The sequence below is a fragment of the Streptomyces sp. NPDC037203 genome, assembly GCF_055605065.1.
On sequence record NZ_JBVJUC010000006.1, the window covers coordinates 299,200 to 321,401 of the forward strand.

Annotated in this window: 21 protein-coding genes and 1 pseudogene; 8 read left to right on the plus strand and 14 right to left on the minus strand. The window is 72.7% G+C overall.

Going from position 1 to position 22,202, the window contains the following annotated elements; all coding sequences use genetic code 11:
* Window positions 1–33: 33 nt before the first annotated feature.
* Entirely contained in the window at window positions 34–1,296 is a 1,263-nt protein-coding gene (locus tag ACZ7EC_RS19640; RefSeq protein ID WP_471064107.1) for an MFS transporter, read from the plus strand.
* Between the two features lie 76 nt (window positions 1,297–1,372).
* On the opposite strand, the gene ACZ7EC_RS19645 is transcribed toward ACZ7EC_RS19640, so the two are convergent.
* Together ACZ7EC_RS19645 and ACZ7EC_RS19650 are read right to left on the minus strand one after the other, a co-directional pair.
* Window positions 1,373–2,533: an alpha-hydroxy-acid oxidizing protein gene (locus tag ACZ7EC_RS19645; protein WP_471064109.1), complete on the minus strand. Its 1,161-nt coding sequence runs from the start codon at window positions 2,531–2,533 to the stop codon at window positions 1,373–1,375.
* 137 nt (window positions 2,534–2,670) lie between these two features.
* Complete coding sequence (locus tag ACZ7EC_RS19650; RefSeq protein WP_471064111.1) at window positions 2,671–3,990, minus strand: M6 family metalloprotease domain-containing protein; 1,320 nt, start codon at window positions 3,988–3,990, stop codon at window positions 2,671–2,673.
* A 322-nt stretch (window positions 3,991–4,312) separates the two neighbouring features.
* Between ACZ7EC_RS19650 and ACZ7EC_RS19655 the strand changes: the two genes are divergently transcribed.
* Complete coding sequence (locus ACZ7EC_RS19655; RefSeq protein ID WP_471064113.1) at window positions 4,313–4,972, plus strand: TetR/AcrR family transcriptional regulator; 660 nt, start codon at window positions 4,313–4,315, stop codon at window positions 4,970–4,972.
* Window positions 4,973–5,184: 212 nt separating this feature from the next.
* On the plus strand, window positions 5,185–6,720 hold the full coding sequence (locus tag ACZ7EC_RS19660; protein ID WP_471064115.1) for an MFS transporter: 1,536 nt from the start codon (window positions 5,185–5,187) through the stop codon (window positions 6,718–6,720).
* Window positions 6,721–6,739: 19 nt separating this feature from the next.
* Here ACZ7EC_RS19660 and ACZ7EC_RS19665 read toward each other — a convergent pair whose 3' ends face one another.
* On the minus strand, window positions 6,740–7,249 hold the full coding sequence (locus tag ACZ7EC_RS19665) for a MarR family winged helix-turn-helix transcriptional regulator (RefSeq protein WP_471064117.1): 510 nt from the start codon (window positions 7,247–7,249) through the stop codon (window positions 6,740–6,742).
* Window positions 7,250–7,403: 154 nt separating this feature from the next.
* On the opposite strand from ACZ7EC_RS19665, the gene ACZ7EC_RS19670 reads away from it, so the two are divergent.
* Window positions 7,404–8,171, plus strand: a complete 768-nt coding sequence (locus tag ACZ7EC_RS19670; RefSeq protein WP_471064268.1) for a dioxygenase family protein — start codon at window positions 7,404–7,406, stop codon at window positions 8,169–8,171.
* Between the two features lie 24 nt (window positions 8,172–8,195).
* Here ACZ7EC_RS19670 and ACZ7EC_RS19675 read toward each other — a convergent pair whose 3' ends face one another.
* Window positions 8,196–8,726, minus strand: coding sequence for a GNAT family N-acetyltransferase (locus ACZ7EC_RS19675; RefSeq protein WP_471064270.1), 531 nt, complete (start codon window positions 8,724–8,726; stop codon window positions 8,196–8,198).
* 194 nt (window positions 8,727–8,920) lie between these two features.
* Between ACZ7EC_RS19675 and ACZ7EC_RS19680 the strand changes: the two genes are divergently transcribed.
* On the plus strand, window positions 8,921–9,919 hold the full coding sequence (locus tag ACZ7EC_RS19680) for a sigma-70 family RNA polymerase sigma factor (protein WP_471064119.1): 999 nt from the start codon (window positions 8,921–8,923) through the stop codon (window positions 9,917–9,919).
* 816 nt (window positions 9,920–10,735) lie between these two features.
* Window positions 10,736–11,134 (plus strand): annotated as a pseudogene (locus ACZ7EC_RS19685) (TetR/AcrR family transcriptional regulator); the annotation flags it as partial.
* Between the two features lie 563 nt (window positions 11,135–11,697).
* Here the strand turns inward: ACZ7EC_RS19685 and ACZ7EC_RS19690 are convergent.
* On the minus strand, window positions 11,698–12,696 hold the full coding sequence (locus ACZ7EC_RS19690) for a helix-turn-helix transcriptional regulator (RefSeq protein WP_471064120.1): 999 nt from the start codon (window positions 12,694–12,696) through the stop codon (window positions 11,698–11,700).
* A gap of 178 nt (window positions 12,697–12,874) precedes the next feature.
* Between ACZ7EC_RS19690 and ACZ7EC_RS19695 the strand changes: the two genes are divergently transcribed.
* Window positions 12,875–13,123: a hypothetical protein gene (locus ACZ7EC_RS19695; protein ID WP_471064122.1), complete on the plus strand. Its 249-nt coding sequence runs from the start codon at window positions 12,875–12,877 to the stop codon at window positions 13,121–13,123.
* A gap of 41 nt (window positions 13,124–13,164) precedes the next feature.
* Here ACZ7EC_RS19695 and ACZ7EC_RS19700 read toward each other — a convergent pair whose 3' ends face one another.
* From ACZ7EC_RS19700 to ACZ7EC_RS19715, 4 genes are all read right to left on the minus strand, one after another.
* Window positions 13,165–13,911 carry a DUF6227 family protein gene (locus tag ACZ7EC_RS19700; RefSeq protein WP_471064124.1) on the minus strand — a complete coding sequence of 249 codons (747 nt, stop codon included), beginning with the start codon at window positions 13,909–13,911 and terminating at the stop codon, window positions 13,165–13,167.
* A 157-nt stretch (window positions 13,912–14,068) separates the two neighbouring features.
* Window positions 14,069–15,283, minus strand: coding sequence for a L,D-transpeptidase (locus tag ACZ7EC_RS19705; RefSeq protein WP_471064126.1), 1,215 nt, complete (start codon window positions 15,281–15,283; stop codon window positions 14,069–14,071).
* A 151-nt stretch (window positions 15,284–15,434) separates the two neighbouring features.
* A complete protein-coding gene (locus tag ACZ7EC_RS19710; protein ID WP_471064127.1) occupies window positions 15,435–16,460 on the minus strand; it encodes a P1 family peptidase in 1,026 nt (341 codons plus the stop codon).
* Between the two features lie 119 nt (window positions 16,461–16,579).
* Entirely contained in the window at window positions 16,580–17,818 is a 1,239-nt protein-coding gene (locus tag ACZ7EC_RS19715) for a low temperature requirement protein A (RefSeq protein WP_471064129.1), read from the minus strand.
* A gap of 94 nt (window positions 17,819–17,912) precedes the next feature.
* Between ACZ7EC_RS19715 and ACZ7EC_RS19720 the strand changes: the two genes are divergently transcribed.
* On the plus strand, window positions 17,913–18,089 hold the full coding sequence (locus ACZ7EC_RS19720) for a hypothetical protein (protein WP_471064130.1): 177 nt from the start codon (window positions 17,913–17,915) through the stop codon (window positions 18,087–18,089).
* 4 nt (window positions 18,090–18,093) lie between these two features.
* On the opposite strand, the gene mscL is transcribed toward ACZ7EC_RS19720, so the two are convergent.
* From mscL to ACZ7EC_RS19745, 5 genes are all read right to left on the minus strand, one after another.
* Complete coding sequence (mscL, locus tag ACZ7EC_RS19725; protein ID WP_471064132.1) at window positions 18,094–18,552, minus strand: large conductance mechanosensitive channel protein MscL; 459 nt, start codon at window positions 18,550–18,552, stop codon at window positions 18,094–18,096.
* A 138-nt stretch (window positions 18,553–18,690) separates the two neighbouring features.
* Window positions 18,691–19,335, minus strand: coding sequence for a hypothetical protein (locus ACZ7EC_RS19730; protein WP_471064133.1), 645 nt, complete (start codon window positions 19,333–19,335; stop codon window positions 18,691–18,693).
* A 234-nt stretch (window positions 19,336–19,569) separates the two neighbouring features.
* Window positions 19,570–20,403 carry an S-methyl-5'-thioadenosine phosphorylase gene (locus ACZ7EC_RS19735; protein ID WP_471064135.1) on the minus strand — a complete coding sequence of 278 codons (834 nt, stop codon included), beginning with the start codon at window positions 20,401–20,403 and terminating at the stop codon, window positions 19,570–19,572.
* Between the two features lie 113 nt (window positions 20,404–20,516).
* Window positions 20,517–20,828: an FmdB family zinc ribbon protein gene (locus tag ACZ7EC_RS19740; protein ID WP_471064136.1), complete on the minus strand. Its 312-nt coding sequence runs from the start codon at window positions 20,826–20,828 to the stop codon at window positions 20,517–20,519.
* Window positions 20,829–20,895: 67 nt separating this feature from the next.
* Window positions 20,896–22,191: an MFS transporter gene (locus ACZ7EC_RS19745; protein WP_471064138.1), complete on the minus strand. Its 1,296-nt coding sequence runs from the start codon at window positions 22,189–22,191 to the stop codon at window positions 20,896–20,898.
* Between the last annotated feature and the right edge of the window lie 11 nt (window positions 22,192–22,202).

Here is a 22,202-nt window from a genome sequence, read left to right on the forward strand (position 1 = left end):
CGCCACCCCCCGAGCAGAAAGCCACACAAGACCATGTCCCAGCAGCTCACCGCCTCACCCGCCGCCTCCGCGGCGACGCCCCTCCCGGTCGGCAGGTCGGGCAGGACCCACTCGCCCCGCTACAAATGGGGAATCCTCGGCATCGGCATCCTCGCGCAGGCGGCCTTCAGCGCGGCCTTCCAGGGCATCCCCATGGCCAGCGCGGTCCTGCAGAGCGACTACCACTACTCCACCGGCCAACTCGGCCTCGTGCTGGCCGCGCTGACCTGCGGCGCGGCCGTCACCGAGATCCTGTGGGGGCTGCTCACCGACCGCTTCGGCGAGCGGATGGTGCTGATCACCGGGCTGGCCGGCACCACCGCGTGCCTCGCGGCGGCCACCGCCTTCCTCGTGCCCAACGGCGGCTACACCCCGCCCTCCTGGCTGCTGTCCGCCGTCCTGCTGCTGGCCGGCGCGCTCGGCGGCTGCGTCAACAGCGCCTCGGGCCGGGCGGTGCTGGGCTGGTTCCCGCCCGGCAACCACGGCTTCGCCATCAGTCTGCGGGTGGCGGCCGTCCCGCTCGGCGGTGCCATCGGCGCGCTCGCGCTGCCCGCGCTCGCCATGAGCGTCGGCTTCCGGGGTGTCTACGGCTTCCTGACCGCCTTCGCGCTCGTCGCCACCGTCGTCATCGTCTGCTGGCTGGACGAGCCGCCGCTGCCCGCCGCCGGGCACCGGAGCACCGCCGTCAGCCCGCTGCGCCGCTGGAAGATCTGGCGGATCTCGCTCAGCGCCTTCCTGCTGGACTTCCCGCAGTTCACCGTCCTGTCGTTCGCCGCGATCTACCTGCACAAGGTGCACGGGGTCGGCATCACCGCCATCTCCGGTCTGCTGTTCGCCGTCCAGGCGCTGGGCGCGGTCTCCCGCGTGTGGAGCGGGCGCTGGACGGACAGCAGGGGCGGCCGGCACCGCCGCAGCCTCGTGATCGCCTACAGCTGGATCATCGCCGCCTGCTTCGTCGGGCTCGCGCTGTGCCAGTCCGGGCCCGCCTGGATCGCCGCCGCGCTGATGGTGGTGGCGGGCCTGCTGTCCTGCGGGTGGCACGGGGTGCACTACGCCGAGATCGCCATCATGGCGGGCAAGGAGCGCTCCGGGACCGCCCTCGGGCTGGAGAACACGATGGTGTTCGCGGGCGCCTTCCTCACCCCGCTGGTCATCCCCGGCATCCTCGCGGCCACCAACTGGCCCGTGGTCATGCTGCTGATCGGGGCGGTGCCCGCCGTGCTCTCCGCGGTGGTCATGCCCCGCGAAGGGAAGTAGCGGGCAGCCCGGCCCACTGAGCCACCGCCCCGCCGCGCACACCGCGGCGGGGCGGTGGCGCGGGTGGAGTGCGGGTTCAGCGCAGCCGGCGCAGGGCGTCGGGGGTGAGGTCGGCCAGGGTCGGGTAGCCGTCGACGGCCATGAGGAGGTCGGCCTCGGCGAGCAGGGCCCGCAGCACGTGCACGATGCCGTCGGTGCCGTCCAGGGCGAGGCCGTAGGCGTAGGGGCGGCCGACGCCTACGGCCCGCGCGCCCAGGGCGAGGGCCTTGACGATGTCGGAGCCGGAGCGGACGCCGGAGTCGAAGAGGACGGGCAGGTCACCGGCGGCCTCGACCACACCGGGCAGGCAGTGCAGCGCGGGCAGGCCGCCGTTGGCCTGGCGGCCGCCGTGGTTGGAGCAGTAGATGCCGTCCACCCCCGCGTCCCTGGCGCGGCGGGCGTCGTCCGGGTGGCAGATGCCCTTGAGGATCAGCGGCAGATCGGTGAGCGACCGCAGCCACGGCAGATCGGCCCAGGTGAGGGGGTTGCCGAAGGTCAGCGCCCAGTGCAGGACCGCGGCCGAGGGGTCCTGTTCCGGGGAGGTGGCGAGCCGGGAGCGGAACACCGGGTCGCCGGTGTAGTTGGCCAGGCAGTGCCCGCGCAGCTGGGGGAAGTTGCTCGCGGCCAGGTCGCGGGGGCGCCAGCCGGTGATCCAGGTGTCCAGGGTGACCACGATGCCCTGGAACCCGGCCGCCTCGGCGCGGTGCACCAGACTCTCCGCCAGCTCCCGGTCGGTGGGGGTGTAGAGCTGGAAGAAGCCGGGGGTGTCGCCGAACTCCGCGGCCACCTCCTCCATCGGGTCCACGGACAGGGTGGAGGCGACCATCGGCACGCCGGTACGGGCGGCGGCGCGGGCGGTGGCCAGATCGCCGTGCCCGTCCTGGGCGCACAGGCCGATCACCCCGACCGGGGCCATGAACAGCGGGGAGGGCAGGCGCATGCCGAACAGCTCCACCGACAGGTCGCGGTCCTTCGCCCCGACCAGCATGCGCGGGATCAGGCCCCACTCCTCGAACGCGGCGACGTTGGCCCGCTGGGTGTGCTCGTCGCCGGCGCCGCCCGCGACGTACGACCGCACCGAGGGCGGCAGCGCGGCCAGGGCCGGCGGTTCCAGCTCGGCGAAGGTCATCGGCAGCCGCGGTATCACTCCGCGCAGGCCGTCGAAGTAGATCTCGTTCTGGTAGTCGGCGAACGCCATGGATCCTCCTGCTCCGGCCCGCCGCGTGCGAGCCGCTGGACCCTACAGCGCCAAAGCGGCTCCGGGGAACCACGCGCACCCGGCCCCGGCGCACGGCTCACGCCCGTGCCTGCCGCGCCCTGGCCCCGGCGACAGGGTCAGGCCCGCGTCACCCGCACCCGGTACGTGCCGTCGTCCTCGCCCGTCACCCGCACCACGATCCCGTGCCGCGGGTCCTTGAAGGTCTGGCCCGGAGTGAAGGGGGCGTCGGAGAGTTCCGCCTGGACGTTGGGGCTGCGGGTGCAGCCGCCGCTGCCGCGGTGGGCGTCGTAGACGGTGATGGGGCCCCGGCCGGTGTCCACGCCCGCGTCCACCTTGTAGACGAGGACGCCGGGGCAGCAGACCGCCTCGTCGTTGCCGCCCTGCGCGCGGACCTCCAGGGCGTAGGCCGTGTGGCCGTCGACCGGGACGATCACCAGTTTGCCGCCGCCGGACTCGTACAGCGGCGTCAGGGAGTACTCCACGCTGCCCGGCCGCGCCGCGCAGCCCACCTGGGAGCCGTCCAGCCAGCCCAGCTTCCACTTGTCCCAGGCGAGCATGTCGTTGTTGGCGCCCCAGTCCTCGCTCATGATGTCCCAGTGCCCGACCGCGCCCCCGCCGTCCTGGGTGTACAGGTCGGGCAGGCCGAAGGTGTGGCCGTTCTCGTGTGGCAGGACGCGGTAGCCGGTGCGCGGGAAGGAGCCGGAGCCGTCGTCCTGGCGGGAGTAGATGAACGAGGCGTTGGCGACCGGCACCCCGTCGGCCACCGGCGCGTCCGCGTTCCCCGCGAAGGTCACCGACAGCACCGTGTCCAGCGCGGAGGGGCCGGCGTTCGGGGTGACCAGGATGTTCAGCAGGTCGTACGTGCGGAAGTCGACCTTCGGGTCGGCCGCGGCCACGATGTCCTGGACCAGTTGCCGGTAGCCGGGGTCGAAGGGCGCGCCGCGCTCCACGCCGTACGCCTTGAACGGCTTGGGCATCCGCAGCCAGTCGGTCACCGGTGTCTCGGCCCGGTAGTCCAGGCGGCCGTACGAGGAGGTGCGGAACCAGTCCTGCGTGCGCGGGAAGAACTCGTGGAAGCGGTCCATCGCGCTGCCCTGTCCGGGCGCGTCGGAGAAGTCGACCATCAGGGTCAGGGCGTGCACGGTGCCGGTGGAGCGGGCGTAGCCGTGCGGGGTGGGCACGCCCTCGGTCATCTGGACGTCGGGCCCACCGTGGATCATGCAGGGGGAGAGGGCGGCGGAGCGGGCCAGGCCGGCCGGCCCGGCGGTGGAGGGCGCCGTGAGGCGGGCGGTCCCGGCGGAGGTGCTGATCGCGAGGGTCAGCGCGGTCACCGCGGCGAGAGCGGCCAGCCGGCGCGAGGGTATGCGGCGGCCGGGTATGCCGCTGGGGTCCTGGTCGGGGGATATGCGGCGGGGCGACTGCGGCTGCGGCTGCATGCACGGACCCTTCGCTCCACGGCAGCCGCCCGGTCTCCGGCTGCGCCCTTGCGCTCACCCTGTGCCGGGGCCCCGGCGGGCGCGCGCTGGGTGAGACCGATCGTGGGAAGGGCGGTACCGATCGTGGGAAGTGCGCGCGCGGGAGGGTGAATCCGGCCCCCCGGCGGATGTGGCTCAGCTCACAGCGGCTCTTTCCCCGCACGGGAAATAAGTGGGGACCCTTTCCCCGTTTGGAGGAGTGTTCGCCTGAAACGGGGACCGACTCCCCGGATCGTCAGAGCGCACCCGCAGAGCACGCACCACACCGACCGAAAGGCACACCGTGACGACCGCGACCCACCCCGCACCGCGCAAGGTGACCCGGCCCCGCGCCGACGCCCTGCGCAACCGGGAGCGGATCGTCACCGCCGCCCGCGAGATGTTCACCGAGCACGGACCGGATGTGCCGCTGGACGAGATCGCCCGCCGGGCCGGCGTCGGCAATGCCACGCTGTACCGCAACTTCCCCGACCGCGAGGCCCTCGTCCGCGAGGTCGTCTGCTCCGTGATGGACCGGACGGCCGAGGCGGCCGAAGGGGCCCTCGCGGAGACCGGAGACGCCTTCGCCGCGCTGGAACACTTCGTGCACGCCTGCGCCGACGAGCGGATCAGCGCGCTGTGCCCGATGGTCACCAGCACCTTCGACCGCCACCACCCCGACCTGGAGGCCGCCCGCGAGCGCGTCGAGAGCCTCGTGGCCGAGGTCATGGGCCGGGCCGTGACGGCCGGTCAGCTGCGCTCCGACGTCGGGGTCGGCGACCTGATGATCGCCGTTGCCCAGTTGAGCCGGCCCCCGGCCGGCACCGGCTGTCCGCAGGGCGACCGGTTCGTCCACCGCCACCTCCAGCTTCTCCTCGACGGCCTGCGGGCCCCCGCGCGCTCCGTGCTGCCGGGCACCGCCGTCACTGTCGGGGACCTCCGTCAGTGCGGTACGGCCGCATAGTCCGCACCGCTCCCGCCCGCCCCGCCAGCCGCCTCCGTCGTTCCTCGTCGTTCTCGTTCTTCTCGTTCCTGTCGTTCTTGTCGTCCGATTTCCTGACGCGTCGCCTTTTTCCCGACGCGTTGCGTTCACCGTCGATTTCTCGTCATTTTTCCGTCACCTGGTCACGAAGCTCCGCACTCGTGAACTCCCGAAGTCCCGAAGTGGGTACCTCCATGTCCGAAGCCCTCAAGGCTCCCCGCGTCGCCGCGCCATCCGGCGACGCCAACCGCTGGAAAGCGCTCGTCTTCATCGCGCTCGCCCAGCTGATGGTCGTCCTCGACTCGACGATCGTGAACATCGCCCTGCCCTCGGCCCAGAAGGACCTCGGCATATCCGACGGCAACCGGCAGTGGGTCGTCACGGCCTACGCCCTCGCCTTCGGCGGCCTGCTGCTGTTCGGCGGCCGGATCGCCGACAAGTGGGGCCGCCGGCGCGCCTTCCTCACCGGTCTGACCGGCTTCGCGCTGGCCTCCGCGCTCGGCGGTCTCGCCGTCTCGGGCCCGATGATGTTCGGCGCCCGCGCCCTCCAGGGCGTCTTCGGCGCGCTGCTCGCGCCCGCCGCGCTGTCCCTGCTGGCCGTGATGTTCACGGACGCCAGGGAGCGCGCCAAGGCGTTCGGCATCTACGGCGCCATCGCGGGCGGCGGCGGCGCGGTCGGCCTGATCCTCGGCGGCTTCCTCACCGAGTACCTGGACTGGCGCTGGACGTTCTTCGTGAACGTGCCGTTCGCCGTCGTCGCCGCGCTCGGCGCCACCCTGGTCATCCGCGAGCCGGAGGGCGGCCGCAACCGCGCCCCGCTCGACATCCCCGGCGTGCTGCTCTCCACCCTCGGCCTGGTCGCGCTGGTCTACGGCTTCACGCGCGCCGAGTCCGACGGCTGGGGCGACGCCGTGACCGTCTCGATGTTCGTGGCGTCCGCGGTGCTGCTGCTGGCGTTCGTGCTGGTCGAGTCGCGGGTCAAGGCCCCGCTGCTGCCGCTGCGCGTGGTCCGCGACCGCAACCGGGGCGGCATCTACCTCTCCCTCGGCCTCGCCATCATCGGCATGTTCGGCCTGTTCCTCTTCCTGACCTACTACCTCCAGATCGTGCAGGGGTACTCCCCGGTCAAGACCGGCTTCGCGTTCCTGCCGATGGTCGCGGGCATGATCACCGGCTCCACCCAGATCGGCGCCCGGCTGATGACGCGGGTCCGCGCCCGTCTGCTGATGGGCCCCGGCTTCCTGGTCGCGGGTCTGGGCATGCTGCTGCTGACCCGGCTGGAGATCGGTTCGTCGTACACCACCCTGCTGCTGCCCGCGATGCTGCTGCTGGGCCTCGGCATGGGTACGGCGTTCATGCCGGCCATGTCCCTGGCCACCCAGGGCGTCGAGCCGCGGGACGCCGGTGTCGCCTCCGCGATGGTCAACACCTCGCAGCAGGTGGGCGGCGCGATCGGCACGGCGCTGCTGAACACCATCGCCGCGTCCGCGAAGACGTCGTACCTCAAGGACCACATCGCCGGAGCCACCACCAGGCCGCAGCAGCAGCTGGTGGCGCTCCAGAGCATGGTGCACGGCTACAGCACCGCGATCGCCTTCGCCGTCGGCATCCTGGCCGCCGCCGCGCTGATCGCCTTCACCTTCGTCAACGCCGGCCGTCCGGGCTCCGTCCCGGTGGCCTCCGGCACGGGCGCCGAGGACGAGGTGCCGGTGCCGGTGGTGGCCCACTGAGGCGCGGTGACCCGGTGAGTTAGCGGAGCCAGGGGAGGTCCGCGCCTTCCTCGTCCGGTTGCAGGCCCTCGGCGACGATCTGCATGATCTCGCCGAGGGCCTTCTGCTGTTCCGGGCTGAGCCGGTCGAACAGGGCCTGGCGTACGGCGGTCACATGGCCCGGCGCGGTACGGCCCAGCACGGCCGCGCCCTCGTCGGTGAGCACCGCGAACTGGCCGCGCTTGTCCGAGGGGCAGTTCTCCCGGCGCACCCAGCCGTTCTTCTCCAGCCGGGCGATGGCGTGCGAGAGGCGGGAGCGGGTGATCTTCGCCTTCATCGCCAGCTCGGTCATCCGCAGCCGCCGCTTCGGGGCCTCGGCGAGGGTGACGAGCAGGCCGTAGTAGATGTGCGGCATGCCCGCGTCGCGCTGCAGCTGCCGGTCGAGGTGATCCTCCAGCAGGGTGGTGGCGTGCAGGTAGGCGCGCCAGACGCGCTGTTCCTCGGGGGTGAGCCAGCGGGGCGGTGCGGCGGAGTCCGGTGCCGTGTTCATGTACCCACTTTACGAAAGGTCTTTTTGAAACTTGAACTAGTTAGGCGTACGGTGTTTCCATAAAGCTTGAGAGTTAAAGCATCTGGTCTCGCCAGGACGAGAGGGAGCCGCCGTCATGTCCGTCGCCGCCGCGGAGCACACCGCCGGGAAGCGCATGCCCGCCCTCTACCTCAGCCACGGCGCCCCACCGCTAGCCGACGACCCGGTATGGCCCGGCCAGCTCGCCGCCTGGGCCTCGGCGCTGCCCCGCCCGAAGGCCGTCCTCATGGTCTCCGCCCACTGGGAGGAGGCCCCGCTCGCCCTCGCCGCGACCGAGACCGTCCCGCTGGTCCACGACTTCTGGGGCTTCCCCGAGCACTACTACCGGGTCCGGTACGACGCCCCCGGCGCGCCGGAGCTGGCCGCCTCGGTCCGCAAGCTGCTGCGCGCCCCCGGCACCCCCGTCCAGGACATCCCGGACCGGGGGCTCGACCACGGCGCCTACGTCCCGCTCGTCGAGATGTACCCGGACGCCGGCATCCCCGTCCTCCAGGTCTCCCTGCCCACCCTCGACCCGGTGCGGCTGATGGAAATCGGCCGCAGGCTCGCCCCGCTGCGCGACGAGGGCGTGCTGATCATCGGCTCCGGCTTCTTCACCCACAACCTCGCCGCCCTGCGGCACCCCGGCGGGGGCGTGCCGAGCTGGTCCGCCGAGTTCGACGACTGGGGCCGGCGTGCCCTGGCGGGCCGCGACTGGGACGCCCTCCTCGACTTCCAGGACAAGGCCCCGGCCGGCCGCTACGCCCACCCGCGCACCGAGCACTTCGCCCCGCTGTTCGTCACCATGGGCGCGGCGGAGGCGGGCGGCGGGCTGGACGAGCACAAGTCGGTGATCGACGGGTTCTGGATGGGACTGGCGAAGCGGTCGGTGCAGTTCGGGTAGCCCCGAGGGGCCGGTTCCCAGGGGCTAGAGCTCCTTCGCGTACCAGGCCACGTCCCAGTAGCGGCCGAACTTGCGGCCCACCTCGCCGAACGTGCCCAGGTGCCGGAAGCCGAAGCGCGTGTGCAGGCGTACCGACGCCTCGTTCGGCTGGGTGATCCCGGCGTAGGCGCGGTGCAGGTCCTCGCCGGACAGGGCCCGGAAGAGGGCGTCGTAGAGCAGCGTGCCGAGGCCGCGCCGGCCGGCGTCGTGGGCGACGTACACCGAGGTCTCCACGGAGGTCGCGTACGCGGGCTTCGGCCGGTGCGGGCCGGAGGTGGCGTACCCGAGGACCCGCTCGGCGCCGGTGTCCGGATCGGTCCGCGCGGCAACCATCAGGCGGTGCGGGCCGTCTTCCGGGTGGGAGAGCAGCCAGGGCAGACGCTCACGCGGGGTGAGAGGGACGGTGTCGAACGTGATGGCCGTCCCGCGCACATAGTGGTTGTAGATCTCCGTGAGTGCATCGAGATCCCCCTCGACTCCTGGTCTGACCTGCACCTCTGCGGGTTCGGGCACCATCTCGCCTCCCATGCGGCGGAACAGGGTACTGCATGATCAGAAAATTTGAGGGGTGGGTTGGGAATTCTGTCCTGATTCCAGTCGTTGTTTCCTTCGGATGCAGGGCACTCAGAGGAGGGTCCCCAGGACCACCCTCCGGAGTACCGAGCGTTCAGCAGGACCACCCGCCAGCCCACCAACGCAAGGGAGCACGCATGGCAACCCGTGCCGTCGCCCGTCGTAAGTCCGCCTCCGGGGAGTCGGACGGCTCGGCGGCCAGTGTTCGCGCACATGGCGGCGAGATCGCGGACCGCGACCTGGTCGGCATGTACCTCGACGAGATAGCGCGCACGCCGCTGCTCGACGCCGCGAAGGAGGTCGAGCTGTCCCAGACCATCGAGGCGGGTGTGTTCGCGCGACAGGTTCTCGACGGGTTCGAGGAGACCGCCTCGGACGCCACCCGTGAGGAGCTGGAGGCCCTGTTCGCCGCGGGTGAGCGGGCCAAGGACGTCTTCATCCGCTCCAACCTCCGCCTGGTCGTCGCGGTGGCCCGGCGCTATCCGCGCAGCGGCCTGCCCCTGCTCGACCTGATCCAGGAGGGCAACGCGGGCCTGGTGCGCGCCGTCGAGAAGTTCGACTACCGCAAGGGCTTCAAGTTCTCCACGTACGCCACGTGGTGGATCCGCCAGGCCATCACCCGCTCCATCGCCGACCAGTCGCGCACCATCCGGCTCCCCGTCCACCTGGTGGAGGAGCTGGGCCGCATCCGCCGGGTGCAGCGCGAGTTCAACCGGGAGCACGGCCGCGAGCCGGAGCCCGCGGAGATCGCGGCGGAGCTGGGCTCCACGCCGGAGCGCGTCACCGACGTCCTCGACTGGGCCCGCGACCCGGTCTCGCTGAACATGTCGGTGGACGACCAGGGCGAGACCCAGTTCGGCGACCTGCTGGAGGACACCTCCGCGGTCAGCCCCGAGCAGTCCGTGATGACCCTGCTGCGCAGCGAGGAACTGGACGACCTGATCGGCCGCCTGGACCAGCGCACGGCCTCCATCATCAAGATGCGGTACGGCATCGAGGACGGCCGCGAGCGCACCCTGACCGAGGTCGGCAAGGAGCACGGTCTGACCCGCGAGCGCATCCGGCAGATCGAGAAGCACGCCCTGCTGGAGCTGAAGAAGCTGGCGCGGGACACCGGGTTCGACGCGGCGGCGTAAGCCCCGCGCGGACCGGGGGCGGACGGGGGTGCGAGGGCTCGGCGTCGGCGGAACACGGGGGCGGGGTCCGCGTACGCCGGGTGGCGAAAGACGGCGCAAACACGGCGCCCTATGGCCGCTTCAACCGCCGGGCCCGAGGGAACAACCTCTCCGGGCCCGCCGGCGGGGCCCCGCGAACGCCGCACTCCCCATCCCGCGTCACCCGCAGGACCAGCCGAACCACCTCGCCACACCGGACACACACCGACCCGCACCCGGCCGACCCCACGCACACGCGGCCGATCCACGCGAGCCAGGTCCCCGCGCACATCCCCCCGGCGCCGGGACTTCCCCGAGCCGGGCTTCGGCGCCCACCCCCCCCGGGCGCCGGAGCCCGGCTCCTTTTCTGCCACCACCGGCCGGTCGGCCACTCCCTGTCATCCGCCGCGTCATCCGCCGCGTCGTCCCCCGCGGGTACCTCGCCCACCGGTTCGCAACGGCATTTCCGCGCCATCCGGCAGGAGGTGGTGTCCGACTGGCGCAGGGGTGTGACGGCGAAGGCCCGCCGTTCGCCCGTTTCCCGGCCGCGCCGCTGCCGCCGCGGTGCGATGCTGGAAGCGGCACGGCGGAGGCGTGGAAGACGAGAGACGGCCCACCCCGTACCTGAACCACGGGGTGAGCCGCCGGATGGCAGATTCTGCCACACCGGCATAGCCTGCCGAGATGAGCACCACCCCCGGTCCCACCCCCCGTTCCACCCCCGGCGCCACCCCGCAGTCACCGCCCGGCGCCGCGCCGGCGCCCTCTCTCACCGAGCGCCGCAAGGCCGAGACGCGGATGGAGATCGCCCGCGCCGCGGCGGCCCTGTTCGTCCGCCAGGGACTGCGGGCCACCCGCGCCGAGGACATCGCCCAGCGGGCGGGCATCGCCCCGCGCACCTTCTACCGCTACTTCGCCACCAAGGAGGAGGCGGTCGCGCCCCTCTACGCCGCCGGTGCCCAGCGCTGGGCGGAGGCCGTGCGCACCGCCCCGGCCCGGTTCACCGTCCCGCAGGCCCTGGAACACGCCGTCGAGCACACCCTCACCCCGGGCGCCGGGGTCTCGGCGGCCTCCTGGGAATGGGTCCGCACCCTGATCCGCCTGACCGACACCAGTCCCGCCCTGCGCAAGGTCTGGGCCGAGGTGGGCCAGACCTCGGAGGAGGCGCTGGCGGAGATCCTGGCGAGCCGGCTGGCGACGCCCGGATGGGGAGTGGCGTGCGCGGAGGGAGCGAGCGGAGTGGCGCAGGGGACGGGCGAGGCCCCGGAGGGGGCGGGGCAGGCCCTGGAGGGGACGGGTGAGGGCCCGGAGGGAGCGGCCGTGGCGCTTCCGGGTGATCCGTCCGCGGGGGAGCCGGGGACCGCCGGGGCCGATGCGGCGACTGCGGCCGGAACATCGCGGCCCGACGCCCCCGATACCGCCCGCGCCGGGGGGCCGGGGGTCGCCCGTGCCTCGGATGCCGGGGGGACTGGAGGTGCCGGTGATCCGCTCGCCGGGATACGGGGAGCAGCCGTAGGCGCCGCCCGCGACCCCCTCGCAGGGGAAGCCGCCCCCGATCCGCTCACCCCGCCCGGCGTTCCCGTGATCACCCCCGACCTGCGCTTCGCCGCCGCCGTCGCCGGCACTGCCGTACGCGTCGCCGTACAGTCCTGGGCCGCCACCACCTCCCCGCCCGCGGGCCCGGACGGTCCCGCGGCCCTCGCCCTGCGCAACCTCAGGGCGCTGGGCGGCTTCGACTGGACGGCGCGTACCGAGGCCCCTCACCGCGGCTGAGCCCCCTCCCGTCGAGCGGCCTCCGCGCCCCCGGCCCGGCTGAGCCGTCCACCCAATTCCCTTACGCAGGCGACCAGTTCATCCGGCCCCCGGACGGTGAACTCGTACCCCGCCAGCGCCAGCCGGACCGTCAGCCACTCCACCGGATCGCCGGTGCTGCCCGTCAGGACGCAGCCGCCCTCGCCGTCGTCCGCGAGCGCGCCGAGCGCCGCCGGGAGCCGCTCGGCGACCCGAGCCGCCGGCGCGGCGAACCGCACCTCGAACGCGTAGGCCTCCTGCCACTGCCGGATCGACTGCCGCAGATACTCCGCCGCGCCGCCCGCCGGCAACTCCCGCTGTTCGAAACGGACTCCGGTGGCGAACGGCTCGCTCACCCGGTCCACCCGGAACGTGCGCCAGTCCGCGCGGTCGAGGTCGTACGCGACCAGGTACCAGCGCCGCCCCGTCGACACCAGCCGGTGCGGCTCGGTCAGCCGGCGGGAGGCGCCGCCCTCCTTGTCGCGGTAGGCGAACCGCAGCCGCTCCCGCCCCGCCACCGCGGCGGCCAGCAGGGTCAGCGTCCGTGCCGGGATGCTCGCGCCGTCTCCCACGGGCAGCGGGCTGGTCGCGGCCTGGAGGGTGGACACCCGGTGCCGCAGCCGGGTCGGCAGGACCTGCTCCAGCTTGGCGAGGGCCCGTACCGATGCCTCGTCCACCCCCGCCACCCCGTGCCCCGCGCCGGCCCGCAGCCCGACCGCGATGGCGACGGCCTCCTCGTCGTCCAGCACCAGCGGCGGCATCGCCTTGCCCGCGACCAGCCGGTACCCGCCGTCCGCGCCCCGCGTCGCCTCCACCGGATACCCCAGCTCGCGCAGCCGGTCGATGTCCCGCCGCACCGTACGGCGGGACACTCCGAGCCGCTCGGCCAGCTCACCGCCGGGCCACTCGCGGGGCGTCTGGAGGAGGGAGAGCAACTGGAGCAGCCGTGCCGGGGTGGCGGTCGTCATGCGTTCGAGGATGCCGCAGCACTAGGCCAACATCTGACCTACTGGGGCGGGGGTGTTCACCGCGCCACCGCCGTTCGTCCCATTGGTCCGGTTGGTGCGGTGTGTGTTGTTCACGGCACCTGCGAGATACGTCACGGTCCGGGTCCGAAGCGCCCCGCCGTGGTGTGTACTGGTGAATATGCCCGAGCATCTGTCGACTCTCCAGCTGGTCGCCGCGGTCTTCCTCACCCTGGCCGGCGTGGTCTGGGCGATCGGTGTGCTGCGACTGCTGCGCCGGTTCCGCGCACAGGCGCTCCGCGAACTCGCCGCCACCCGCCTGCCGTTCCTCCCGGCCCAGCGGACCGGCCCGCCGCGGGAGTCGGTGGAACTGACACCGGCCGAACAGGACGCCTTCGCCGGGCTGATGAGACAGCTCGGCCACCGCTGACCGACCCGGTCGGGCGTGCCGGGTTGGCGGTGGTCCCGCCGTCAGCCCTGTCGCGTCGCGCGCCGCTCCATCGCGGAACGGGCCGCGTCCTCCGACAGGTACACCTCGCACATATGGCGGCCGTCCGGCGTCGCCGTGTGCTCGACCTCCCACAGGGAGACCTCGCTGTCGTCCGGCAGCAGGAACGCGTGCTCGTACAGCGCATAGCTCAGCCCCGAGCGGCCCGCCCGGCCCGGACGGCCGAAGGCCTGGGTGATCTCGTGCGCCGTCGCCGTGGCCAGCAGTGCGGCCGTGCGGCCGTCGGGACGGTCCGCGTTCTCCGCGCGGCGCAGCAGCCGGCGGGCGTGGTCGGCGGAGTCGCCGCAGGCGAACACATGCCGGGGGGTGGGCACCGCCCACAGCCGGGTCGGCGGGGTCAGCTCCAGCTCGGGCGTGTCCGGGGGTAAGCCGAGCCGGGAGGTGGCCGTGCGCAGCTCCTCCTCGTCCGTGTACACCTCGTGTTCCGGGGCGCCGCCCGGAATGGTGTTGTACGCCAGCTCCCACAGCGTGACCGCCGAGCCGTCGTCGAGCAGCCAGGTGTGCCGGTACGTCTCCCGGTGCAGCCCGGCGCTGTGGTGCGCGGAGTGCAGCGAACTGTCGTACGCCAGCGCGCAGTCGAGCAGCCGGATCACCTCGTCGGGCAGCTCGAAGGAGTTCAGGGCGCGGCCGAGGAGTCGCGCGAGGTGGTCCTCGGGCGACTCGGGCGACTCGGCTGGTTCGGGCGCTGCCGTCTCGTACGGAACGCTCAAGGCATCTCCCGGCGTTGCTGCATGTCACCTTGTGGGTGCATACCGTAGCCCCTCGATCGGACGTCGTGTCCGGGAATGGGGAAAACGAACACCGGAAAAACGCGCGGGCCGCGCGAGATGTTCCCGCGCGGCCACAGAACCCGTCAAAACTCGTCGCTCAGACGGCACTTCCGGCGGTCCACGCACTCCAGGACAGGTTCCAGCCATTGAGGCCGTTGTCCGGGGCCACGGTGGAGTCGGGGGAGTTCTTCACGATCACCACGTCGCCGACGAGGGAGTTGTCGAAGAACCACTTCGCCGGGGTGTCGCCCTGCGCGCCCTGCACATCGGCGAGACCCACACAGCCGTGGCTGGTGCCCTGCCGGCCGAAGGGCGGGTTGCCGCGGCTGTACCAGTAGTTGCCGTGGATGAAGGTGCCCGAGGACGTCAGGCGCATCGCGTGCGGCACGTCCGGGATGTCGTATTCCCCGCCGAAGCCGACCGTCGAGCCGTTCATCCGGGTCTGGGTGAACTTCTCGGAGATCACCATCTGCCCGTTGTACGTGGTGTGCTGCGCGCTGCCCGCGGAGATCGGCACCGTCTTGAGCGTCCGGCCGTCGCGCACCACGGTCATCGTCTGCGCGCCGGCGTCGACCGTGGAGACCTGCGAGCGGCCGACGCTGAAGGTGACGGTCTTCTTCTGCACGCCGTACAGGCCCTGGGCGCCCTGCACGTGGTCCAGGTCGATCTTCATCGTGACCTTGGAGCCGGCCTTCCAGTAGTCCTTCGGCCGGAAGTCCAGGCGGCGGTCGCCGAACCAGTGCCCGACCACCTGCTGGCCACTGCTGGAGTCGACCGTGATGTGCGACTGCACGGCCTTCTTGTCGCTGATCGACTTGTTGAAGGTGAACGACACCGGCATGCCCACACCGACCGTGCTGCCGTTGTCCGGGGTGTAGGTGCCGATGAAGCTGTTGGCCGAACCGACCGTGCTGAAGATGGCGTTGGCCGCCGCCGGGCGGCCCGCGGAGTCCTTCGCCCGCGCGGCTATCTGGTACTTCGTGCCGAGTTCGAGCCGCTGCTCGGGCTTCCAGCTGTGACCGTCCGCGGATATCGCGCCCGGCACGGACTGCCCCGAACCCGACACGGTCATCTTCACCTCGGTCAGCGTGCCGTCGCTGACCTTCACCCCGGTCGCGTTGACGGACGCGTCCGTCGCGCCGTCCTTCGCCGAGATCGCTATCTTCGCCGTCGAGGTCTTCGTGGTGTCCTTGCCGCCGCCCTTGTTCGAGGCGTTGGCGTCGCCGCCGCAGGCGGTCAGGGTGAGGGCGCCGACCATCAGGGCGGCACAGGCCACCAGTGTGCGCCGCGCTGCAATGTCCGGCCTTGTCACGGGCTGCTCCAGGTTCGTGTGAGGTGCGCGGTCCGTTCCGCTGCGCCGAGAAAGAGTGCGCAAACAGTCCCCCAGGTTCCCCCCAAGCCCTGGTAAGGCCATGACGTGACAGAACCGCGACAATCGGCACCCGGCCCGGACGCCGCTCCCCTCACGGCCGCCCGTACAACTCCCCGTACGACGGCCAGGATCCGCCCGGTCCGTCGACCGGCTCGGCCGCGCGTACCGCCCGGACGATCGCCCGCATCACCATGTCCGCGCCCGCCGCCAGCAGCTCGTTGAGGGCGAGCGGGCCGGCGGCGAGCGGACGGGCGCCGGTGGCCAGGCTGAAGACCGTGTCGCCGTCGTGCAGCAGATGGACCGGGCGGACGGCGCGGGCGATGCCGTCGTGCGCGGTGCCGGCCAGCTTCTGCGCCTGGGCCTTGGTCAGGCCGGCGTCGGTGGCGACGACCGCCAGCGTCGTGTTCAGCGGCGGCGGTGTACGGCCCGCGTCGGTCTCCTCCAGGCGGCGCAGCGCGGCCTCGTGCACCCGCCTGTCCGGCTGGTCCACCGGGCCGTCGTACAACTCCCCGTACAGCACCCCCGTCCGCGGATCCAGCACCGAACCCGCCGCGTTCGCGACGACCAGGGCGGCCACCGTGATCCCCGAGGCGAGGACCGTGCTCGCGGAGCCCACGCCGCCTTTGAGCCGGCCGGTCGCCGCGCCGGTGCCGGCACCCACGCAGCCCTGCGGCACCGGGGCGCCCCCGGCGGTCGCGGCCGCCGCCTCCACCGCGGCGCGGCCCGTCGCGGCGTCCGGGCGGGCCCGGAAGTCGCCGCCGCGGCCCAGGTCGAAGACGCACGCCGCGGGCACCACCGGCACGACATGCGCCGGGTCGGGCCCCACCCGCACACCCCGCCCCCGCTCCTCCAGCCAGGCCATCACCCCGGACGCCGCGTCGAGCCCGTAGGCGCTGCCCCCGGTGAGCACGATCGCGTCGACCCGCTGGACCACATTGCGGGGATCGAGCGCGTCGGTCTCCTTGGTGCCGGGCCCGCCCCCGCGCACGTCCACCGCGGCCACGGCCCCGCCCTCGGGTGCCAGCACGACGGTGGTCCCGGTGAGCCGGCCCTCCCCGGTCAGGGTGGCGTGTCCGACCCGGATCCCGGCGACATCTGTCAGCGCGTCAACTGTCATGGCCGCCAGTCTGCCGGAGCCCCTTCCGCCGCCGGAGGGATCAGCCGACCCGTCGGAGGTCCAGCCGGGCGCCGGAGGGCTCAGCCGACCCGCCGGAAGCCGAGCGAGCCGCCGGAAGCTCAGTCGGCCGGTGCCGCGGCGCTCGCCGTGCGCTCCCTGCGGACCATGCGGGCCGTCAGGGCCACCCCGGTCGCCACCGCCGCCGCGCACACCAGGCCCGCCGCGAGCACCGACCAGCCGCCCAGGAAGGTGCAGCACAGCACCAGCAGGGCGGCGAGCGGCAGCACCAGCTGCTGGGCGATGCCGACCTTGAAGTGCCGTGCGTGCAGGACCCAGACGGACAGCAGATACAGCGCCGTCGGCAGGGTCACCGCCGCCGAGGCGGCCGCCGTGGAGATGTGCGCCGAGCCGACCGCCTCCTCCACGGCCACCTCCAGACCCGCGCCGATCGCCGCCGCCGAGGAGAAGATCAGATAGTGGCCGTACCCCCACTGGAACGCCTGTCCGTTGGAACGCAGATGGCCGTGGATGGGCACCACGAAGTAGATCCACCAGGCGGAGAAGACGATCAGGAGGCCGCCCGCCGCGATGGGCAGCAGCTCGCCCAGTGCGGAGTGCTCGTCCACGGCCGACTTCACGGCGACCGTGGCCGAGGCGATCGTCTCGCCGAGCACGATGATCGTGAACAGTCCGTACCGCTCGGCGATGTGGTGCGGATGCCACGAGGTCTCGTAGTCCCGCTCGGCGAACAGCGGCACGCACATCTCCGCGATCGCCATCACCAGGAACACCCAGGGCCGCGCCGCCTGCGGCAGCGCCACGAGACCGGCCCAGCCGACCTGGCACAGCAGCACCCCGCCCGCGTAGCGCAGCGCGGCTCTGCGTTCCGAGCCCTCGGCGGTGCGCGCGGCTCTCAGCCACTGGGTGGCCATGGCGACGCGCATGATCACATAGCCGAGCCAGACCAGCAGGAAGTCGTGCTGCTCGAAGGCGCGGGAGACACCGGCGGCCAGCACCAGGACACCGGCGATCTGCACCAGGGTGACGACCCGGTAGAGCACGTCGTCGTTGTCGTACGCCGAGGCGAACCAGGAGAAGTTCATCCAGGCCCACCAGATGGCGAAGAACACCATCGCGTAGTTGAGGACCCCGGTGCCGGGGTGGCCCGCGGAGACGGCGTGCACCAGTTGCACGCCCGCCTGGGAGACCGCCACGACGAAACACAGGTCGAAAAGGAGCTCCAGCGGGGAGGAGACCCGGTGGGCCTCGCCGCGCCCGCGCGCGGTGAGGCGTCGCACGGGGCGGGAGGGATGGGGTGCGCCCGGAGCAGCGGGCGCCGGGACGGAACTGGGCGTCATGCCTCTCAGCACAGCAGACAACCGGGCGGGAGGCTCCGGCGGGGGCTCACCGGCGGCCGGGGTTCCACCAGGATGGGGGCCGTACCCTGGACGCATGAGCGACGCCCCCGCACCCGAGCCGCGCGACCCGAAGCCCCGCCTGGTCTTCGACGATCCGCTGGACCAGCAGACCTCGGACGACACCGACCGCGGCTGGGGCGAGCGGCCGGACGGCGACAGCGCCGCCGACCTGAAGCGCTTCCTCGACGAGAAGCCGCCCCACCACCTCTGACGCGCTAGTGGTCGTCGTGTCCGGTGCCGCGCTGGGCGACCAGGGCGTCGCGGATCTCCTTGAGCACCTCCAGCTCGGACACCTCGACGACCTCCTTCGTGCCCTCCCGCGCCGCCTTGCGGGCCGCCTGCCGGGCCAGGTACCTGGACATCGGCAGGACCATCAGGAAGTACACCACCGTGGCGGTGATCAGGAAGGACAGCGCGGCGCCGAGGACGGAACCCCACATCAGCTGGATGCCGTGCGTCCCGTGGCACCGGGAGCTCAGGCAGGTGCTGTAGTTGTCGAGGTTCTGCGTACCGATCGCGCCGACCAGCGGATTGATGATCCCCTTCACCAGCGCGTTGACGATGTTCGTGAAGGCGGCGCCGATGACGACCGCCACTGCCAGGTCGATGACGTTGCCGCGCATCAGGAAGGCCTTGAAGCCTTGCAGGACGCTCGGTTCCTTCTTCGCGCTCACCTCGGGGACGCTCCTCGTATGCACAAGTCGTGGAACAAAACGCTCCGCAACCTACGGCACCGTGCGGCCATAGTGTCCCATCACGTCCCCCGAAGGAGGGACTTGACAGCGCGCCGCCGGTAAAAAGTCCGGCACGGTTCAGCACAGCGTCACCGCCAGCCGCGCCGTGGCGCTCGCGCCGACGAGTCCCGCTGCCAGGGCGCGCGGCACCGCCAGCACGACCAGCGCGCCGCTCTCGGTCCCGCCGTCGGCCGGCTCGGGCACCCGTGTCACCCGCACTCCGCGCGCGAGCACCCGGACGCCGCCCCCGGCCGACGGGTCCTGCGCGGCGACCACGTCGACCCGGTCGCCGGGGCGCAGCAGCCGGACCGTGGCCGCGTCGGCGATCCGCACCGGTGCCGCGACCAGGTCCGCGCCCGCCGGGCGGGGCGGGCGTGGGACAGCCGCCGGCGGGTGTCCCCGCGCGGACCGGGCGGGGAGCGGGGCCGCCTCGGTGCGGTGTGCGGGCGCCGAGGTCCCCGGACCCGCCGCCACCAGCGCGGCCGCGGTCACCGCGAGGCCGGCCGCCACCGCGCGCCCCCGGTGCCGTAGGAGCCGCTGCAGCCGGTACCGCCCGCCGCGCACCCGCACCGGAGGGAACGGCGGCACCTCGCAGGTCGCGGGCGCGTCCGTGCCCGGGGGGAGGGGCAGGCGCAGCGGAGGGGGGAAAGCGGGGCGAGGGGCGGACGCGGAGGGAGAGGGGCGGGAGGGGTGGGAGGGGAAAGAGGGGAGGGGGAGAGGCATCGGGGTCACCGCCTGTGACGAGGGCCGTCGGCTTGCGCTGCCCACGATGACGCCTCGCGCCGGATCCCGCCGGAACCGGTGGACCACCGCCCGGTTGTGGACAACTCGCCCACCCGAACGGGTAATTCCGCTCCGGTCACGGCGACTTGTCCACAGCCTCCCGCCGCTCCGTCGGCCTCCGCCGTCCCGTCGGCCTCGTGCTACCCCGTCTGCCGCACGCCTTCCGGCCGTCCGCTACGGCAGTTCGAACCCCGGATCCATTCCGCCGAGCGCGTTCACGCACAGGCAGTCCCGCTCCGCGGTGGCCGGCAGCGTGGCCACCGCGTCGAAGAGGACCCCGCGCAGCCGTTCCACATTGGCCGCGAACACCTGGAGGACCTCCTCGTGGGAGACGCCCTCGCCGGTCTCGGCGCCCGCGTCGAGGTCGGTGACCAGGGTCAGGGAGGTGTAGCAGAGCTCCAGTTCGCGGGCGAGCGCCGCTTCGGGGTGGCCGGTCATGCCCACGACCGACCAGCCCTGCGCCTGGTGCCACAGCGACTCGGCGCGCGTGGAGAAGCGCGGCCCCTCGACCACGACCAGCGTGCCGCCGTCCACCGGCTCCCAGTCCCGGCCGCGGGCTGCCTTCAGCGCGACCGCCCGTCCGGTGGGGCAGTAGGGGTCGGCCAGAGAGACGTGCACGACGTTCGGCACGGTGCCGTCGGGCAGCGGCAGCCCGTCGAAGTACGACTGGGCGCGGGACTTCGTACGGTCCACGAACTGGTCCGGTACCAGCAGCGTGCCGGGGCCGTACTCGGTGCGCAGGCCGCCCACCGCGGAGGGGCCGAGGACCTGCCGGACGCCGACGGAACGCAGCGCCCACAGATTGGCGCGGTAGTTGATGCGGTGCGGCGGCAGATGGTGGCCGCGGCCGTGCCGGGGCAGGAAGGCGACTCGCCGGCCGGCGATCTCGCCGAGGAACAGGGAGTCGCTGGGCGGCCCGTAGGGGGTGTCCACTTGTACCTCGGTCACATCGTCGAGGAACGAGTAGAAGCCCGAGCCGCCGATTACGCCGATCTCTGCGTTCGCCATGGCCAAGACATTAGCGGCCCGTGACGCCGCGCAGGAGACCTTGCCGGAGAACGCCCGAGGCCCCGCCGTCGCAGGACGGCAGGGCGGGCGTCAAAAAAGCGGGGCGTACGGCCTCAGGCGGCGGACGTGCCGGCCGAGCTCGACGTGGACGCCGAGGACGGCTTCGAGTCGGACGAGGCCGAGGACGGCTTCGCGTCGGACGTCGAGGAGCCGGACGACTTCGTCGCCGGGCTGCTGCTCGACGTGGAGCCGCGGGAATCGTTGCGGTAGAAGCCGGAGCCCTTGAAGACGATGCCGACCGCGGAGAACACCTTCTTCAGGCGCCCGTTGCAGCTGGGGCACTCGGTCAGGGCATCGTCGGTGAACTTCTGCACCGCCTCGAGGCCCTCGCCGCACTCGGTGCACTGGTACTGGTAGGTCGGCACTGTCTTCCTCCTGGCACTCTCACTCATTGAGTGCTAACGACGATCCATAGTGACGTATTCCGGGGAATCAGTCCACCGTCACCGGCTCGCGGTGACCGACGCCACGTGCCACGGTCTGCGTCTCCCGGCGCGCGACCAGCGCGGATCGCAGCGCCACCAGAGTCAGCAGGGCGAGCACCGTGCCGCCCATCGGCACCAGGAATCCGGAGCCGTCCCACAGCCGGTCCTCCAGCTGTCCGGCGATGGTGACCGCGGCCGCCTGGCCGAGCGCGACCGCGCCGGTCAGCCAGGTGAACGCCTCGGTGCGGGCATGGGCCGGGACCAGGGCCTCGACCAGCGTGTAGCCGGTGATCAGGGAGGGCGCGATGCACATGCCGACCAGCAGGCCGAGCGCGGCGAGCAGCAGCACCGAGTGCGCCGTCCAGAGCGCGGAGGCGGCCAGCGCGAGCGCCGTATAGCCGACGAGCAGGCGCCGCTGGGGCGCCGTCTTCCAGACGATCGCGCCGCAGACGATCCCGGACAGCATGTTGCCGGCGGCGAAAACGCCGTACAGGACGCCGTTCAGGCCGGGTTCGCCGATGGACTGGGTGAACGCGGCCAGGGAGACCTGCATGCCGCCGAAGACCGAGCCGATGCCGAGGAAGGTCACGATCAGCACCCGCACACCGGGGACCCGGAGCGCGGAGCCGTGCTCCGCGCGCGCGGACCCGCCGCCGGCCGTCACCGGCGGCTGCGTGCTTTTCTGCGCGGCGAACAGCAAACCACCCACGAGGGTGAGCCCCGCCTCCGTGAGCAGACCGGCCGCCGGGGTGACGGCGGTGCACAGGGCGGTCGCGAGCAGCGGGCCGAAGACGAAGGTCAGCTCGTCCGTGACCGACTCGAACGCGGCCGCGGTGCCCATCAGCGGCGTGCCCTGGAGCTTGACGCCCCAGCGCGCCCGCACCATGGGACCGACCTGCGGCACCGAGGCACCGGTCGGCACGGCCGCCACGAACAGCGCCCACAGCGGGGCGTGCGCCAGCGCGAGCGCCGTCAGGGACAGACCGGACAGGGTGTGCACCAGGACGCCGGGCAGCAGTACCGCGCGCTGGCCGTAGCGGTCGGCCAGCCGCCCGCTGTAGGGCGCGAACAGCGCCATGGAGACGCCGGTGACGGCCGCGGCGGCGCCGGCGGCGCCGTACGAGCCGGTGGTGTGCTGCACCAGCAGCACGATGGACAGGGTGAGCATCGCGAACGGCTGCCGTGCCGCGAAGCCGGGGAGCAGGAACGTCCAGGCGCCGCGGGTGCGCAGCAATGGTCCGTATCCCTGGCGGGAGGACGCCGTCGAGGTCTTCGCCGATTCGTCGCTGACCGTGGATCCCACGGCCCGTGCCT

Bases quoted from the DNA above. Each gene is read 5' to 3' on its own strand.
- ACZ7EC_RS19695 (WP_471064122.1), top strand. From the start codon at position 12,875: ATGCCCGAGCATCTGTCGACTCTCCAGCTGGTCGCCGCGGTCTTCCTC.
- ACZ7EC_RS19645 (WP_471064109.1), bottom strand. From the start codon at position 2,533: ATGGCGTTCGCCGACTACCAGAACGAGATCTACTTCGACGGCCTGCGC.
- ACZ7EC_RS19665 (WP_471064117.1), bottom strand. From the start codon at position 7,249: ATGAACACGGCACCGGACTCCGCCGCACCGCCCCGCTGGCTCACCCCC.
- ACZ7EC_RS19640 (WP_471064107.1), top strand. From the start codon at position 34: ATGTCCCAGCAGCTCACCGCCTCACCCGCCGCCTCCGCGGCGACGCCC.
- ACZ7EC_RS19675 (WP_471064270.1), bottom strand. From the start codon at position 8,726: ATGGTGCCCGAACCCGCAGAGGTGCAGGTCAGACCAGGAGTCGAGGGG.
- ACZ7EC_RS19660 (WP_471064115.1), top strand. From the start codon at position 5,185: ATGTCCGAAGCCCTCAAGGCTCCCCGCGTCGCCGCGCCATCCGGCGAC.
- ACZ7EC_RS19710 (WP_471064127.1), bottom strand. From the start codon at position 16,460: ATGACAGTTGACGCGCTGACAGATGTCGCCGGGATCCGGGTCGGACAC.
- ACZ7EC_RS19715 (WP_471064129.1), bottom strand. From the start codon at position 17,818: ATGACGCCCAGTTCCGTCCCGGCGCCCGCTGCTCCGGGCGCACCCCAT.
- ACZ7EC_RS19650 (WP_471064111.1), bottom strand. From the start codon at position 3,990: ATGCAGCCGCAGCCGCAGTCGCCCCGCCGCATATCCCCCGACCAGGAC.
- ACZ7EC_RS19735 (WP_471064135.1), bottom strand. From the start codon at position 20,403: ATGGCGAACGCAGAGATCGGCGTAATCGGCGGCTCGGGCTTCTACTCG.
- ACZ7EC_RS19720 (WP_471064130.1), top strand. From the start codon at position 17,913: ATGAGCGACGCCCCCGCACCCGAGCCGCGCGACCCGAAGCCCCGCCTG.
- ACZ7EC_RS19680 (WP_471064119.1), top strand. From the start codon at position 8,921: ATGGCAACCCGTGCCGTCGCCCGTCGTAAGTCCGCCTCCGGGGAGTCG.
- ACZ7EC_RS19730 (WP_471064133.1), bottom strand. From the start codon at position 19,335: ATGCCTCTCCCCCTCCCCTCTTTCCCCTCCCACCCCTCCCGCCCCTCT.
- ACZ7EC_RS19670 (WP_471064268.1), top strand. From the start codon at position 7,404: ATGCCCGCCCTCTACCTCAGCCACGGCGCCCCACCGCTAGCCGACGAC.
- ACZ7EC_RS19690 (WP_471064120.1), bottom strand. From the start codon at position 12,696: ATGACGACCGCCACCCCGGCACGGCTGCTCCAGTTGCTCTCCCTCCTC.